We start from the raw sequence: 15,142 nt of genomic DNA, 5'->3' as shown, positions 1-15,142 counted from the left end.
CCGGAGCAAGCTCGCTCCTACAGGGATTTCGGCAAGCTGCCCAAAAGTGGGTAAACAGGCGAGGACCGATGATAAAAGCAAAAGCAGGCAAGCCAATGGAAGGGTCGCGCAGCCGGTCGCAGATTATCGTGCTGTTCATCGCGCTGATCGTCTTCATCATGCTTCTGTTCGCCAACTTCGCGTACCTCAACACCCAGGCTACCTACGACAAACAGTACATCGGCCACGCGGGCGAACTGCGCGTGCTGTCCCAGCGTATCGCCAAGAACGCCACCGAAGCCGCCGCCGGCAAGGCTGCCGCGTTCAAGTTGCTCAGCGATGCGCGCAACGATTTTGCCCAGCGCTGGGGTTACCTGAAGAAAGGCGACCCGGCCACCGGCCTGCCGCCGGCCCCTGCTACCGTGCGTCCGGAGATGCGCGCGGTGCAACAGGACTGGGAGCGCCTGCTGAAAAACACCGATGCGATTCTTTCCAGCGAGCAAACCGTACTGTCGCTGCATCAGGTCGCCGCGACCCTGGCCGAAACCGTGCCGCAGTTGCAGGTCGAGTACGAAAAAGTCGTCGAGATCCTCCTGCAACGGGGCGCCCCGGCGGCCCAGGTGGCCATGGCCCAGCGCCAGTCGCTGCTGGCCGAGCGGATCCTCGGCGCGGTCAACACGGTATTGGCCGGCGACGAAAATTCACAGCAGGCCGCCGATGCATTCGGGCGTGACGCAACGCAGTTTGGCAAGGTGCTCAACGGCATGCTCCAGGGCGACCCGGCGCTCAAGGTCAGCCAGGTCGAGGATCGTGACGCCCGTGCGCGTCTCGCGGAAATCTCCGAGCTGTTCGAATTCGTATCGGGTTCGGTGGACGAGATCCTCGAAACCTCACCGGAGCTGTTCAAGGTCCGCGAATCGGCCTCGAACATTTTCAGCCTGTCGCAAACCCTGCTCGACGAAGCCTCACACCTGGCCAGCGGGTTCGAAAACATGGTCGGCGGGCGCACCACCGACACCATAGGCGGTTATGTGCTGGGCTTGCTGGCGCTGGCTTCGATCATCCTGATCGGCATGGTGATGGTGCGCGAAACCAATCGTCAGTTGCACGAAACCGCCGAGAAAAACGAGCGTAACCAGAACGCGATCATGCGCTTGCTCGACGAGATCGAAGACCTGGCCGACGGCGACCTCACGGTGACGGCCTCGGTGACCGAAGACTTTACCGGCACCATCGCCGATTCGATCAATTACTCCGTCGACCAGCTGCGCGATCTGGTCGCGACCATCAACCTCACCGCCGGCCAGGTCGCCGCCGCCGTGCAGGAAACCCAGGCCACCGCCATGCATCTGGCCCAGGCGTCGGAACATCAGGCCCAGCAGATTTCCGAGGCATCCATGGCCATCAACGACATGGCCGAGTCCATCGACCAGGTGTCGGCCAACGCAGCGGAATCTTCGGCGGTTGCCGAACGCTCGGTGGAAATCGCCAACAAGGGCAACGAGGTGGTGCACAACACCATCCACGGCATGGACAACATTCGCGAGCAGATTCAGGACACCGCCAAGCGCATCAAGCGCCTGGGCGAGTCGTCCCAGGAAATCGGCGACATTGTCAGCCTGATCGATGACATTGCCGACCAGACCAACATCCTTGCCCTCAACGCGGCCATCCAGGCGTCCATGGCCGGTGACGCCGGTCGCGGTTTCGCCGTGGTCGCCGATGAAGTGCAGCGCCTGGCCGAGCGCTCATCCGCTGCCACTCGGCAGATCGAAACCCTGGTGCGGGCGATCCAGACCGACACCAACGAAGCGGTCATCTCCATGGAACAGACGACGACCGAAGTGGTGCGCGGCGCCCGTCTGGCGCAGGATGCAGGTGTGGCCCTGGAAGAAATCGAAGGCGTGTCCAAGACACTTGCGGCGTTGATCCAGAGCATTTCCAATGCGGCGCAACAGCAGACGTCGTCGGCCGGTCAGATTTCCCTGACGATGAACGTGATCCAGCAGATCACCTCGCAAACCTCATCGGGTTCCACCGCCACTGCCGACAGCATCGGCAACCTGGCGAAAATGGCCAGTCAATTGCGTCGTTCGGTGTCCGGTTTCACCTTGCCGGCGGCCAAGGCGCAGGCTGTGGACAAAGCGTGAATCGCCCGCAGGTAGAACTATGGTGACTGAAGTGGTTATGGGTGATCGGCACGACTATGTGGCCCTCGAATGGGTCAAGGGCGAGATTGCCGAAACGCTGAAACAGGCTCATCACGCGATCGAAAACCTGCTCGATGACCCGCAGGCGACGCAAGCGCTGGATGCAAGCCTTTCGTGCATCCATCAGGTCCACGGCAGTTTGCAGATGGTCGAGTTCTACGGCGCGGCGTTGCTCGCCGAAGAAATGGAGCAACTGGCCATGGCCTTGCAGGGCAGCCGTGTCAGTCATCGCGACGAGGCGTTGCACCTGTTGATGCAGGCCCTGGGACAGCTGCCGATCTACCTCGACCGGGTGCAAGGCGCGCGCCGCGACTTGCCACTGGTGGTGTTGCCCCTGATCAATGACCTGCGCAGCGCCCGTGGCGAAAGCCTGTTGTCGGAAACCAGTCTGTTCAGCCCGCAATTGCCCGAGTTGCCAGCGCTGGACGCAGAAACGCTGGCACAGCTGGAGCCGGCCGAATTGCCCAATGTGCTGCGCAAACTGCGGCAGATGCTGCAAATGGCGCTGGTCGGTTTCCTGCGTGAACAGGACCACGACACCACCCTCGATTACCTGGCCAAGGTCTTCACCCACCTCGAAGCACTGTGCGCCAATGCACCCCTGAGCCCGTTATGGCAGGTGGCATCGGCGCTGGTCGAGGGCATGCAGGGCGGTGCGATCGCCAACAGCCCGGCCTTGCGCAGCCTGTTCAAGGATGCCGACATGGAGCTCAAGCGCCTGCTCGACGACGGCATGCACGGCATCAACCAACCGGCCCCGCCTGAGCTGCTCAAGAGTTTGCTGTTCTACATTGCCAAGGCCGAACATCCCACCGGGCAGATGCTGACCATGAAAGAACGCTACTCACTGGACGACGCGCTGCCCGACAGCGCGATGGTCGATGAAGAACGCGCGCGGCTGGCCGGTCCCGACCGTGACGCCATGCGCTCGGTGCTGGCAGCGCTGTGCGAAGAGTTGGTGCGGGTCAAGGAGCGTCTGGATCTGTTCGTGCGCAGTGACCGCCAGCACACCGCTGACCTCGACAGCCTGCTGGCGCCGCTGCGGCAAATCGCCGACACCCTGGCGGTCCTGGGCTTCGGCCAGCCGCGCAAGGTGATCATCGATCAATTGGCGGTGGTGCTCAGCCTCGCCCAAGGCCAGCGCGAACCCAACGATGCCATCCTCATGGACGTTGCCGGGGCCTTGTTGTACGTCGAAGCGACGCTGGCCGGCATGGTCGGTACCGTGGAGCCGGAGAGCCCGGATGACAACCGCCTGCCGACCACCGACCTGACGCAGATCCATCAGATCGTGATCAAGGAGGCCCGCATCTGTTTGCTGCAGGCCAAGGACATGATCGTCGACTACATCGACGCCGATTGGGACCGCCAGCATTTGCAGGCGCTGCCGGCCTTGCTGACCCAGGTGCGCGGCGCGCTGGCGATGATCCCGCTGGGCCGGGCGGCGAGCCTGGTCGAAACCTGCAATCACTTTATCCGCGAGCACCTGTTGCTCGAACCGGGTCAACCGGGCTGGCAGGAACTGGACAGCCTGGCCGACGTGATCACCAGCATCGAGTACTACCTCGAGCGCCTCAGCGATGATCCGCAAGCGCAGGGTGAAAACCTGCTCGATGTCGCGGAAAAAAGCCTGGCCAGCCTCGGGTTTTTCCCCAGTGAGCAGCATGTGCCCGTGCTTGATGATGTGCTCAACCCGAGCGAAGCGCAGGTCATGCAGATGATGCAGGAGCTGGATGATCCGCAGATCGTCCAGACCCTGGCCGACGTGCTTGCCAGCCCGGTTTCGAGCCTGAACCCACCCGCCCTGAACACTCCGGGCAGCCTGCTGCCGCCGCCAGCAGGCGAAGAGCCGGTGGACGAGGAACTGCGTGAGGTGTTCCTCGAAGAAACCGACGAAGTCCTGGAGATCCTGCGCGAGTACTTGCCGCGCTGTTCGGTCAACCCTGACGACCGCTCGGCCCTGAGTGAGCTGCGCCGTGCCTTCCATACCCTCAAGGGCAGTGGCCGCATGGTGCGCGCTCTGGTGCTGGGCGAGCTGGCCTGGGCCGTGGAAAACCTGCTCAATCGCGTACTGGAAGGCAGCGTGGAACCGGGCGCTACGGTGCAGCAACTGATCGGCGATGTGCTGCAGCTGCTTCCGGAACTAGTGGCTGAATACGCCGCCAATGCCCAGTGCCAGCGCAGCGATGTCGATCAATTGGCTGCCCGCGCCCATGCCCTGGCCAAGGGCGAAGAGCCGGTGTCCGATGAGGATACGCAGGACGTCGCGGCCCTCGACCCGCTGTTGCTGGAGATCTTCCGCAAAGAGGCCGAAACCCACTTGGGCAGCCTCAATCGCTTCCTTGATCAGGCCGCCGAACATGTGCCGTTGCCGGCCAGCGACGAATTGCAGCGCGCCTTGCACACCCTCAAGGGCAGTGCCTCCATGGCCGGTGTGTTGCCGATTGCCGAACTGGCCGCACCGCTGGATCAACTGGCGCGGGAATACAAGGCGCACCTGATCGCGCTGGATCTGAATGAAGTCCAATTGCTGCTGGAAGCAGAAGGACTGTTCCGCCTCGGCTTGCGCCAGCTCAAGACTGATCCGCTGGCGGAAATTCCCGGCGCCCGGGGTTTGACCGAGCGAGCCAGGGCGCTGCTGGCCGAGCGTCTGGAAAACCTCCTGAACACACCGAACACCGGGCTGCGGATCAAGCGCGACCCGCAACTGATCAACAACTTCCTCGCCCAGGGCATGGACATCCTGCTGGACGCCGAAAGCCTGTTGCAGCGTTGGCAGCAACATCCCGGCGAACGTCAGGAACTCAGCGCACTGCTGGACGAATTGACCACCCTCGGTGAAGGCGCCCATCTGGCCGACCTGCACCCGGTGGATGAACTGTGCGAAGCGTTGCTAGATCTGTACGGTGCCGTGGAAGAGAGCAGCCTGGCGGTCAGCGAGCGGTTTTTCCATGAAGCACAGGCTGCCCACGAAGCGCTGATCAACATGCTCGACGAACTGGCCGCCGGCCAGGAAGTCAGCCCGCAGCCGCAACGGATCAGGGCCTTGCGCGAACTGCTCGACGAGAGCCTCGACCCGTCGGCCATGGGCCTGATCCGCAGCGATGGCAGCCGGAGCCTGAGCATCCGCGAATTGGGCAGCGCCACTGCCGAACTCGAGCACACCGCACGCCCCCCTGTAGGAGCTGGCTTGCCAGCGAAGGACTCACCGACACTGCGTTTACCCAGTGAAAACGCGTCATCGTTAACGTCCATCGCTGCGATGCGGCGACCCGACAAGCCAGCTCCTACAGAGGAGCGTGTTGTCGGTGTAGACGATGAAATCATTGCGATCTTCCTTGAAGAAGCGGTGGATATCCTCGAAAGCGCCGGTCAGGCCTTGCAGCGTTGGTTGCGCGACCCGGACAACGCCGCGCCGCTGGTGTCCCTGCAACGGGATTTGCATACCCTCAAGGGCGGCGCACGCATGGCCGAGGTCGGGCCGATCGGCGATCTGGCCCATGAGCTGGAAAGCCTTTACCAGGGCCTGGTGGACCGTCGTTATGCCTTCAGCGATTCACTGGCGGTGCTGCTACAACAGAGCCATGAGCGACTGGCGTTGTACCTCGAACAGTTGCAGCTCAACCAGCCACTGGGCGATTCCCGTGAGCTGATCGAAGCCATTCGTGCCTACCGTCAAGGGCATGCGGGTATCGCCGAGGCGGCCCGGCAGGCGACCGGCAACGACTCGGCTGCGCACGATCCGGAATTGCTGGAGATCTTCCTCGAGGAAGGTTTCGACATCATCGAAAGCTCCGGGGCGGCGCTGGAGCGCTGGCAGGCCCAGCCTTCGAGTCGTCAGGAAGTGGAAACCCTACTGCGCGACCTGCACACCCTCAAGGGTGGTGCACGCATGGTGGAAATCGCCGCGATTGGCGATCTGGCCCATGAACTGGAGTTCCTCTACGAAGGCCTGTCCACCGGCGTGCTGCAACCGACGGAGCCGTTGTTCGCGCTGTTGCAGCGCAGCCATGACCGCCTGGCGCAGATGCTCGATGCGGCCCGCGCCGGTGAGCCGATGCCGCCGGCCGACCGTTTGATCGATGCGATCAAGAACTTCAGCCACCCGGCCGTGCCTGAAGCGCCTGTGCCGGTTGCGCCGCCGGCCACGCCCAAGGCCGAGCCGCTGGCGCCACCGTCCGATGTTGGCGCAGACATGGTCAAGGTCTCGGCGGAGCTGCTCGACGACCTGGTCAACCTGGCCGGTGAAACCTCAATCTTCCGTGGCCGGATCGAACAGCAGGTCAACGATGCGCACATCGCCCTGAATGAGATGGAGACTACCATCGAGCGGATGCGCGACCAGTTGCGCCGCCTCGACACCGAAACCCAGGGGCGAATCCTCAGCCGCCAGCAAGTCGACGCCGAACGCCTGGGCTACGAGGAATTCGACCCGCTGGAAATGGATCGCCACTCACAGTTGCAGCAACTGTCCCGGGCGCTGTTCGAATCGGCCTCTGACCTGCTCGACCTCAAGGAAACCCTCGAGCGACGCAATCACGACACGGAAAACCTGCTGCAACAGCAGGGCCGCATCAACACCGAACTGCAGGAAGGCCTGATGCGCACGCGCATGGTGCCGTTCGAACGCATGCTCCCGCGTTTGCAGCGCATCGTCCGGCAGGTGTCCAGCGAACTGGGCAAGGACGTGGATTTCATCGTCGACAACGCCGAAGGCGAGATGGATCGCAACGTTCTCGAACGCATGGCCGCGCCGCTGGAGCACATGCTGCGCAACGCCGTCGACCACGGCCTGGAGTCCGTCGAAGCACGGCTGGCGGCGGGAAAACCGGCCAAGGGCAAGATCACCCTCGATCTGCTGCGCGAAGGGGGCGACATCATTTTCGACATCCGCGACGACGGCGCCGGTGTGCCGCTGGATGCGGTGCGGCGCAAGGCGATCAAGCGCGGCCTGCTCGGCCCGGACAGTGTCATCAGTGATCACGACGTGTTGCAGTTCATCCTGCAACCGGGGTTTTCCACCGCCGAAAAAATCACCCAGATTTCCGGTCGCGGTGTTGGCATGGACGTGGTGCACGAAGAGGTGCGGCAACTGGGCGGCACCATGAGCATCGACTCGGTGCCGGGGCAGGGCGTGCATTTCCGCATTCGCCTGCCGTTCACCGTATCGGTCAATCGGGCGCTGATGGTGCAGTGCGGTGAGGACCAATACGCGATCCCGCTCAATACCATCGACGGCATCGTGCGTGTCCTGCCCAATGAACTCGAAGGGTATTTCCGTTTCGATTCGCCAACCTACGAATACGCCGGGCAACGTTACGAGCTGTGCTATCTGGGTGAGCTGCTGAAAACCAGCCCGCGCCCGAAACTGTTGGGTCAGAGCCTGCCGTTTCCGGTGCTGCTGGTGCAGTGCAACGAACGGCACATCGCGGTGCTGGTGGACGCCATGGCCGGCACTCGCGAAATCGTGGTCAAGAGCCTGGGGCCGCAGTTTGCGGCGGTGCAAGGGGTGTCCGGGGCGACGATTCTCGGGGACGGCCGGGTGGTGCTGATTCTGGATTTGCTGGCGCCGATCCGCGCCATGCAGGCCCGTGTACCCCTGCATCCGGCAGGACAAGAGGTCGAGGCCGAACCGCAGCGCCCGCTGCTGGTGATGGTGGTCGACGACTCGGTCACCGTGCGCAAGGTCACCAGCCGCTTGCTCGAACGCCACGGCATGAACGTGCTGACCGCCAAGGATGGAGTCGATGCCATGCTGCTGCTGGAAGAACACGTACCCGACCTCATGCTGCTGGACATCGAGATGCCGCGCATGGATGGCTTCGAAGTCGCGACCCAGGTGCGCAATGACGAACGTCTGCGACACCTGCCGATCATCATGATCACCTCCCGCACCGGACAGAAACACCGTGACCGCGCCATGGCCATCGGCGTCAACGACTACCTTGGCAAGCCGTACCAGGAATCGGTGCTGCTCGAAAGCATCGCCTTGTGGAGCAAGACCCATGCTTGAGCACCGCACCAGCAACCTCACCGGCCTGCTGCTGCCATTGGCCGACCGCAACCTGATCCTGCCCAACGTCGCCGTTGCCGAGCTGATCGACTACCAGCAGCCGGGGACCTTCGACCTGGACACACCGCCGTGGTACCTGGGCCTGGTGATGTGGCGCGACCGGCAGATTCCTCTGTTGAGTTTCGAGTCGGCATGTGCGCAGAAAACCGTCATCGGCGAACGTGCGCGGATCGTGATCCTCAACGCCCTCGGCGGGCGCCCCGAGCTGAAGTTCATCGCACTATTGGTGCAGGGTATTCCGCGCTCCTGCAAGCTCGACAGCCAGTTGAGTTATGTGGATGTGCCGTTGTGTGCGCTGGAGCAGGCGGCGGTGCAGGTGGGCGAGCAGGTGGCCAAGGTGCCGGATCTGTTGGCGCTGGAGGCGTTGTTGGTGGATGCCGGGTTAATCAACTGATCCTGATTCAGCGGTGATCTGACCGACCTCTTCGTCGGATCGCCGCCCGGAGCAAGCCCGCTCCTACAAGGTTTTGTGTGCACCGCAGAGCCACTGTAGGAGCGGGCTTGCCCGCGAAGGCGTCAGTCCAGACAACCATTACCCTGAGCGTAACGATCCACCGCTCTGCTTGATTGATACCCCCACCCAACACTCCTAAGGTGACCCCACGACAGCGAACCCGTGGAGTGGTCATGACAACAACAATATCCCCCGACTCGCGATGGACGCGGCGGCGCAGCGAAAAGCAGCGGCGCCTCGAGCTGGTGCGAGGCCTGGCCGACGGTGTGGTGTTACCCACCGATAACATCGTCGCGGCGCTTGAAGCGCTGATCCTGCCTGGCGACCGCGTGGTGCTCGAAGGCAACAACCAGAAGCAGGCGGATTTCCTTTCCCGTTCCCTGGCCAAGGCCGACCCCGCGAAGCTGCATGACCTGCACATGATCATGCCCAGCGTCGGGCGCGCCGAACACCTGGACCTGTTCGAACGCGGCATCGCCCGTAAGCTCGACTTCTCTTTCGCCGGCACCCAAAGCCTGCGCATCAGCCAGTTGCTCGAAGACGGCTTGCTGGAAATCGGCGCGATCCACACCTACATCGAACTCTACGCGCGGCTGGTAGTGGACCTGATTCCCAACGTCGTGCTGTCGGCCGGGTTCATGGCCGACCGCGCCGGCAACATCTACACCGGGCCGAGCACCGAAGACACCCCGGCGCTGATCGAACCGGCGGCCTTCAGCGACGGCATCGTCATCGTTCAGGTCAACCAGTTGGTGGACGACGTCAGCGACCTGCCGCGGGTCGACATCCCGGCATCCTGGGTCGACTTCGTGGTGGTGGCCGACAAGCCGTTCTACATCGAACCGCTGTTCACCCGCGACCCTCGGCACATCAAGCCCGTGCACGTGCTGATGGCGATGATGGCGATCCGCGGCATCTACGAAAAACACAACGTTCAGTCGCTCAACCATGGCATCGGTTTCAATACCGCTGCCATCGAACTGATCCTGCCGACCTACGGCGAGTCCCTCGGCCTCAAAGGCAAGATCTGCCGCAACTGGACCCTCAACCCGCACCCGACCCTGATTCCCGCCATCGAAAGTGGGTGGGTCGAAAGCGTGCATTGCTTCGGCACCGAACTAGGGATGGAGAACTACATTGCGGCACGGCCGGATGTGTTCTTTACCGGGCGCGACGGCTCCCTGCGTTCCAATCGGATGTTCAGCCAACTGGCCGGGCAATACGCCGTGGACCTGTTCATCGGCGCCACGCTACAAGTCGATGGCGACGGTCATTCTTCCACCGTGACGCGCGGACGCCTGGCCGGTTTCGGCGGGGCACCGAACATGGGCCACGACCCGCGCGGTCGTCGCCACGGCACTCCGGCCTGGCTCGACATGCGCAACACCGATGTGGCCGAGCCGATGCTCGAACGTGGCAAAAAGCTCGTGGTGCAGATGGTCGAAACCTTCCAGGAGGGCGGCAAACCGACTTTCGTTGAAACCCTCGATGCGGTCGATGTGGCGAAGAAAAGCGGCATGCCATTGGCGCCGATCATGGTCTACGGCGACGACGTGACCCACCTGTTGACCGAAGAAGGCATCGCCTACCTGTACAAGGCGCGCTCGCTGGAAGAACGCCAGGCGATGATCGCCGCCGTCGCCGGGGTGACCGCCATCGGCCTGCGCCACAACCCCAAAGACACCGCGCGCATGCGCCGCGAAGGCCTGATCGCCTTGCCCGAAGACCTCGGCATCCGCCGCACCGACGCCACTCGCGAATTGCTCGCGGCGAAAAGCGTGGCCGATCTGGTGGAATGGTCCGGTGGCCTCTACAACCCGCCCGCCAAGTTCAGGAGCTGGTAATGCACGCACTTAACCTGCAACCAAAAAACCTGAGCCTGGCCGAACGGCTGGCGGACCTGGCGGTGGACGCGCTGATCGACGAGGCTGATTTGTCGCCGAAACCGGCACTGGTCGACCGTCGCGGCAATGGCGCCCACACCGATTTGCACTTGGGGTTGATGCACGCGTCGGCGTTGTCCTTGTGGCCGGCCTTTAAAGAAATGGCGGAAGCCGCCATCGAGTTCGGCGAGGTCGGATTGCCCCTGCGCGAAGCCGTGGGCCGCATCGGTCGCGAAGGCGAGCAAGTGATGCTCGACACCACCGGCGGCGTGAACACCCATCGCGGGGCGATCTGGGCCTTGGGCCTGTTGGTCACGGCCGTGGCGCTGGAACCTCAATCTTGCAGCGCCAATAGTGTGGCGTTACGGGCTGCGCGGTTGGCTTTGCTCGACGACCGTTTTGCACCACGTCCGCTCAGTCACGGTGCGCAAGTCGCCCAACGCTACGGCGCTCGCGGTGCCCGTGAAGAAGCGCAACTGGGATTTCCGGCGGTGACCCAACGTGCTCTGCCACAACTTCTGCGCAGCCGCGCCGCCGGTCATGGCGAACAGAGCGCCCGGCTCGATGCGCTGCTGGCGATCATGACGAATCTGGCCGACACCTGTGTGCTTTACCGCGCGGGCGAAGAGGGGCTGAACACCATGCAGCGGGGCGCCCGGGCGGTGCTCGACGCGGGTGGCAGTGCCAGCCTCGCCGGACGTCGCCGCCTGCATGAGCTGGACCAACAACTCATCGCGTTGAATGCCTCGCCCGGCGGTGCTGCCGACTTGCTTGCAGCCTGCCTGTTCATCGACCGTATCGAGTCGGACGACGGCCTCATCCTCTGCCATTCAAGAAGGGAAGCGTTTTGATGGAAACTTTATCCTTTGAATTCCCCGCCGGGCAGCCACCACGCGGCCGCACACTGGTGGGTTGTGTCGGCTCGGGCGATCTGGAAGTGCTGATCGAGCCGGGTCTGGCCGGCAAGCTGACGATCAACGTGCAGACCTCGGTCAATGGCAGCGAACAACGCTGGCAGCATCTGTTCGCACGGATGTTCGACGGCCAGACGCCGCCGGCGATGGCCATCGACATCCACGATTTCGGTGCGACACCCGGCGTGGTGCGCCTGCGTCTGGAACAGGGCTTCGAGGAGATCGGCCATGACTGACAGCGCATCCCTGCTCAACAAGCACAGCTTCGTCGAACTCGGTGCCCGGCAACGGGCCAAGGCCCTGCTCGACGCCGGCACCTTCCGCGAACTGCTCGACCCCTTTCAACGGATCATGTCGCCGTGGCTGTCGCGCCAGGGCGTGGTGCCGCAAGCCGACGACGGCGTGGTGATCGCCAAGGGCAATCTCGATGATTTGCCGGTGGTGATTGCGGCCATTGAAGGCGCATTCCAGGGTGGCAGCCTGGGTGAAGTTGGCGGAGCAAAAATTGCCGGTGCACTGGAACTGGCCGCTGAGGACAATCGCAACGGCATCCCGACCCGCGCCTTGCTGCTGCTGGAAACCGGCGGCGTACGCTTGCAGGAAGCCAACCTCGGCCTGGCGGCGATTGCCGACATCCACGCGGCGATTGTCGACTTGCAGCAATACCAGCCCGTGGTCGGTGTGGTGGCGGGCAGCGTCGGCTGCTTTGGCGGCATGTCGATTGCCGCCGGGTTGTGCAGTTATCTGTTGGTGACCCAGGAAGCGCGACTCGGCCTGAACGGCCCGCAGGTGATCGAGCAGGAAGCCGGACTCGAAGAATACGATTCCCGCGACCGCCCCTTTATCTGGAGCCTGACCGGTGGTGAGCAGCGTTTCGCCAGTGGTCTGGTGGATCGTTACGTCGATGACGATGTGGCGCAGATTCGCCAACAGGTGGCTGAGTTGCTCCAGCAGGGTTTGCCTGCACAGCCGCGCAGCCAGCAGGCCGAGTTGTTCCTGCAACGCCTGGCGCGTCTGGATGCCGAACCGCAAATCGAGCCTTCTGTGGTTCGCGATCTGTACCAAGGAGAACACCCATGAGTTCGTATTCCCTGCGAGGCTTGAACTGGTTCAACGCCTTGAGTGCCGGGGCGAAAGCGGTCGAAGGTTTGCCGGCTTCGCTGAAGGTCGCGGACGGTTCGCTGGGCGATCAGCCTGTGCGCTTCATCGCGGTGGTGGCCGACCCGGAAAACCGCTTCGTCCGTGCGCGCAACGGCGAGGTGGGGTTGCTCGAAGGCTGGGGCCTGGCGAAGGCGGTAGATGAGGTGATTGCCGCCGATGCTGACAAAACGCAGAAGCGCGCAGTGATCGCCATCGTCGACGTGCCGAGCCAGGCTTACGGTCGACGCGAGGAAGCCCTTGGCATTCATCAGGCGCTGGCCGCTGCGGCGGGCAGTTATGCCCGTGCCCGTCTGGCCGGTCATGCGGTGATCGGTTTGCTGGTGGGCAAGGCAATGTCCGGGGCATTTCTGGCCCACGGCTATCAGGCCAACCGCTTGATCGCCCTGCGCGATCCGGGTGTGATGGTGCACGCCATGGGCAAGGCGTCGGCGGCACGGGTGACCTTGCGCAGCGTCGAAGAACTCGAAGCCCTGGCCGCCAGCGTGCCGCCGATGGCCTATGACATCGACAGCTATGCCAGCCTCGGGCTGCTGTGGGAAACCTTGTCGGTGGAACTGATCGAGCAGCCGACTTCGGCGGATCTGGCGCGGGTGATCGAGTGCCTGGGTCAGGCGATAGGTGATGTCGCCGAGAAGGGCGCTGATCTCAGCGGTCGCCTCGGTGCGGCCAACCGTGCGGCGTCGAGCAAGGTTCGCCAATTGCTGAGAGCGCAGTGGTGAATGCGCTTCTGGCTCACGACCTGCTGTGGGGCATGACCCCGCAGCAGTTGCCTGTGGATGCGCCTGCCTGGGTGATCGAGGCGATCAGTGCCAGTCAGCCGGTGGTGGTCCGTCGCGCCTTGAGCGCGTCGGGGCGGGTGGCGGTGGGCGTGCGCGGGCCGTTGCGCGAACAGCGATTTGCGGCGGTGATGGAAGTCGCTGCCATCACGCGGCGGGTGCGGCCGGAAGAGCTGTGCCATGTTCAAGGCCCGCGCGATTTCCCGGCGCTGCGCGCCTTGGCGCAACTGCGCTCGCACCTCGATGACAGTGGCTGGGTCTGGGGTGTCAGCGGCAGCGCCGGGTTCGAGTTGGCCAGTGGATTTTCCGCTTTGCATGAGGGCAGCGATCTCGATCTGATCCTGCGTACGCCGCGCCCGTTGAGTCGTGTCGACGCCCAGGCGTTGGTGGCCATTCTTGATGCAGTCGTGTGCCGCGTGGACCTGCAATTGCAGACTCCGTCGGGCGCCGTTGCCTTGCGCGAATGGGCCGGTACTTCGTCGCGGGTCCTGCTGAAAAATGCCACCCAAGCCACTCTGGTTACCGACCCGTGGAATCCACAGGAGCAAGCAGCGTGAGCCGCTTGCTGGTGTTCCCCGGTCAGGGCGCACAACAACCCGGGATGCTGGCGGGTTTGCCTCGGGAAACGTTGAACGAGGCGAGCGATCTGCTCGGTGAAGATGTGACGCAACTGGATTCTGCGGAGGCGTTGCAGTCGACGAGGGCGGTTCAGCTTTGCCTGCTGATCGCCGGTGTCGCCGCTTCACGCCAGCTGGGCTTGACCCCGGACTACGTGGCCGGCTTGTCGATCGGCGCTTACCCGGCCGCGGTGGTGGCCGGTGCCTTGAGTTTCAGCGATGCGCTGCATCTGGTCAGTCTGCGCGGTGAGCTGATGCAGCAGGCTTATCCACAAGGCTACGGCATGACCGCGATCATCGGTCTGGACCTGGCCACGGTGGAAGGATTACTGGCCCGGGTGTACCGAGCAGAAATGCCGGTTTATCTGGCCAATATCAACGCCGATAACCAGGTGGTGATTGCCGGTAGCGACGCGGCGATGAAAGTGGTGGCGGAGTTGGCGAAAGGTTGCGGGGCTGGCTTGGCCAGGCGTCTGGCAGTGAGCGTGCCGTCCCACTGCCCATTGCTTGAGGTGACCGCGCAACGGTTGGCCGAAGCCTTCGCCAAGGTGCCGCTGCAAACCCCGAAGATCGGCTACCTGAGCGGCAGTCGCGCGCGTCCGCTGATCAAGCCTGAAGCCTTGCGTGACGACCTGGCCTTCAACATGTGCCGCATCGTCGACTGGCGCGGCACGGTACAAAGCGCTTACGAGCGCGGCGTACGTCTACAGATTGAACTGCCGCCCGGCGCGGTGTTGACCGGGCTGGCGCGCCGGGTGTTCGAGCAGGGCACCGTGATTGCCTTCGACGGTGCCCGGCTCGATACCTTGCAGGCGCTGATGCGTGAGGAGGGAAGTCGCCACTCCTAAAACCGACTCAGGGGGCGTTCTCAATTAGTTTCACCACCGCGCCGGGTCTGCTGTTGTGCAGGGCAAGGCGCGAGAAGCGTGGTTTGGTCATTCCAAATAAGCTTCGAGCAACGCAGCCCTGCACAACAGCAGGCCCGGCCCTTCGGGTTGTGCCTTAAAGCGGGCCAGGCTGCGTTGCAGGCCTTGGAAAGGGAACAACCATTCCCAGCGGCCTGCGCCCCTGCGCC

10 protein-coding genes are annotated in these 15,142 nt (G+C 63.5%); all 10 read left to right on the top strand.

Annotation, left to right across the window (positions count from 1 at the left end; translation table 11 throughout):
• The first annotated feature begins 68 nt into the window (after positions 1-68).
• Positions 69-2,129 (top strand): methyl-accepting chemotaxis protein, encoded by a 2,061-nt coding sequence (locus AC1DWG_RS29080; RefSeq protein WP_477762928.1) that lies wholly within the window; start codon positions 69-71, stop codon positions 2,127-2,129.
• 37 nt (positions 2,130-2,166) lie between these two features.
• A complete protein-coding gene (locus tag AC1DWG_RS29075; protein ID WP_477788709.1) occupies positions 2,167-8,202 on the top strand; it encodes an Hpt domain-containing protein in 6,036 nt (2,011 codons plus the stop codon).
• On the top strand, positions 8,195-8,656 hold the full coding sequence (locus AC1DWG_RS29070) for a chemotaxis protein CheW (protein ID WP_477759746.1): 462 nt from the start codon (positions 8,195-8,197) through the stop codon (positions 8,654-8,656). Before AC1DWG_RS29075 ends, AC1DWG_RS29070 begins: the two co-directional genes overlap by 8 nt.
• A gap of 233 nt (positions 8,657-8,889) precedes the next feature.
• A complete protein-coding gene (gene mdcA / locus AC1DWG_RS29065) occupies positions 8,890-10,560 on the top strand; it encodes a malonate decarboxylase subunit alpha (protein WP_007987781.1) in 1,671 nt (556 codons plus the stop codon).
• Positions 10,560-11,450 carry a triphosphoribosyl-dephospho-CoA synthase gene (locus AC1DWG_RS29060; protein ID WP_477762927.1) on the top strand — a complete coding sequence of 297 codons (891 nt, stop codon included), beginning with the start codon at positions 10,560-10,562 and terminating at the stop codon, positions 11,448-11,450. Before mdcA ends, AC1DWG_RS29060 begins: the two co-directional genes overlap by 1 nt.
• Positions 11,450-11,749 (top strand): malonate decarboxylase subunit delta, encoded by a 300-nt coding sequence (locus tag AC1DWG_RS29055; RefSeq protein ID WP_477762926.1) that lies wholly within the window; start codon positions 11,450-11,452, stop codon positions 11,747-11,749. The genes AC1DWG_RS29060 and AC1DWG_RS29055 overlap by 1 nt, the downstream gene beginning before the upstream one ends.
• On the top strand, positions 11,742-12,593 hold the full coding sequence (locus AC1DWG_RS29050) for a biotin-independent malonate decarboxylase subunit beta (protein WP_477762925.1): 852 nt from the start codon (positions 11,742-11,744) through the stop codon (positions 12,591-12,593). The genes AC1DWG_RS29055 and AC1DWG_RS29050 overlap by 8 nt, the downstream gene beginning before the upstream one ends.
• Positions 12,590-13,393 carry a biotin-independent malonate decarboxylase subunit gamma gene (gene mdcE / locus AC1DWG_RS29045; protein WP_477762924.1) on the top strand — a complete coding sequence of 268 codons (804 nt, stop codon included), beginning with the start codon at positions 12,590-12,592 and terminating at the stop codon, positions 13,391-13,393. Before AC1DWG_RS29050 ends, mdcE begins: the two co-directional genes overlap by 4 nt.
• Complete coding sequence (locus AC1DWG_RS29040) at positions 13,387-14,007, top strand: malonate decarboxylase holo-ACP synthase (protein WP_477788705.1); 621 nt, start codon at positions 13,387-13,389, stop codon at positions 14,005-14,007. The genes mdcE and AC1DWG_RS29040 overlap by 7 nt, the downstream gene beginning before the upstream one ends.
• Positions 14,004-14,915 (top strand): malonate decarboxylase subunit epsilon, encoded by a 912-nt coding sequence (mdcH, locus tag AC1DWG_RS29035; protein WP_477788704.1) that lies wholly within the window; start codon positions 14,004-14,006, stop codon positions 14,913-14,915. Before AC1DWG_RS29040 ends, mdcH begins: the two co-directional genes overlap by 4 nt.
• Positions 14,916-15,142: the final 227 nt, after the last annotated feature.

It is taken from the genome of Pseudomonas sp. P4_B3, assembly GCF_056402295.1.
The sequence above is the reverse complement of the archived record's forward strand: the minus strand, read 5'-3'. Positions and strand labels throughout refer to the sequence as shown.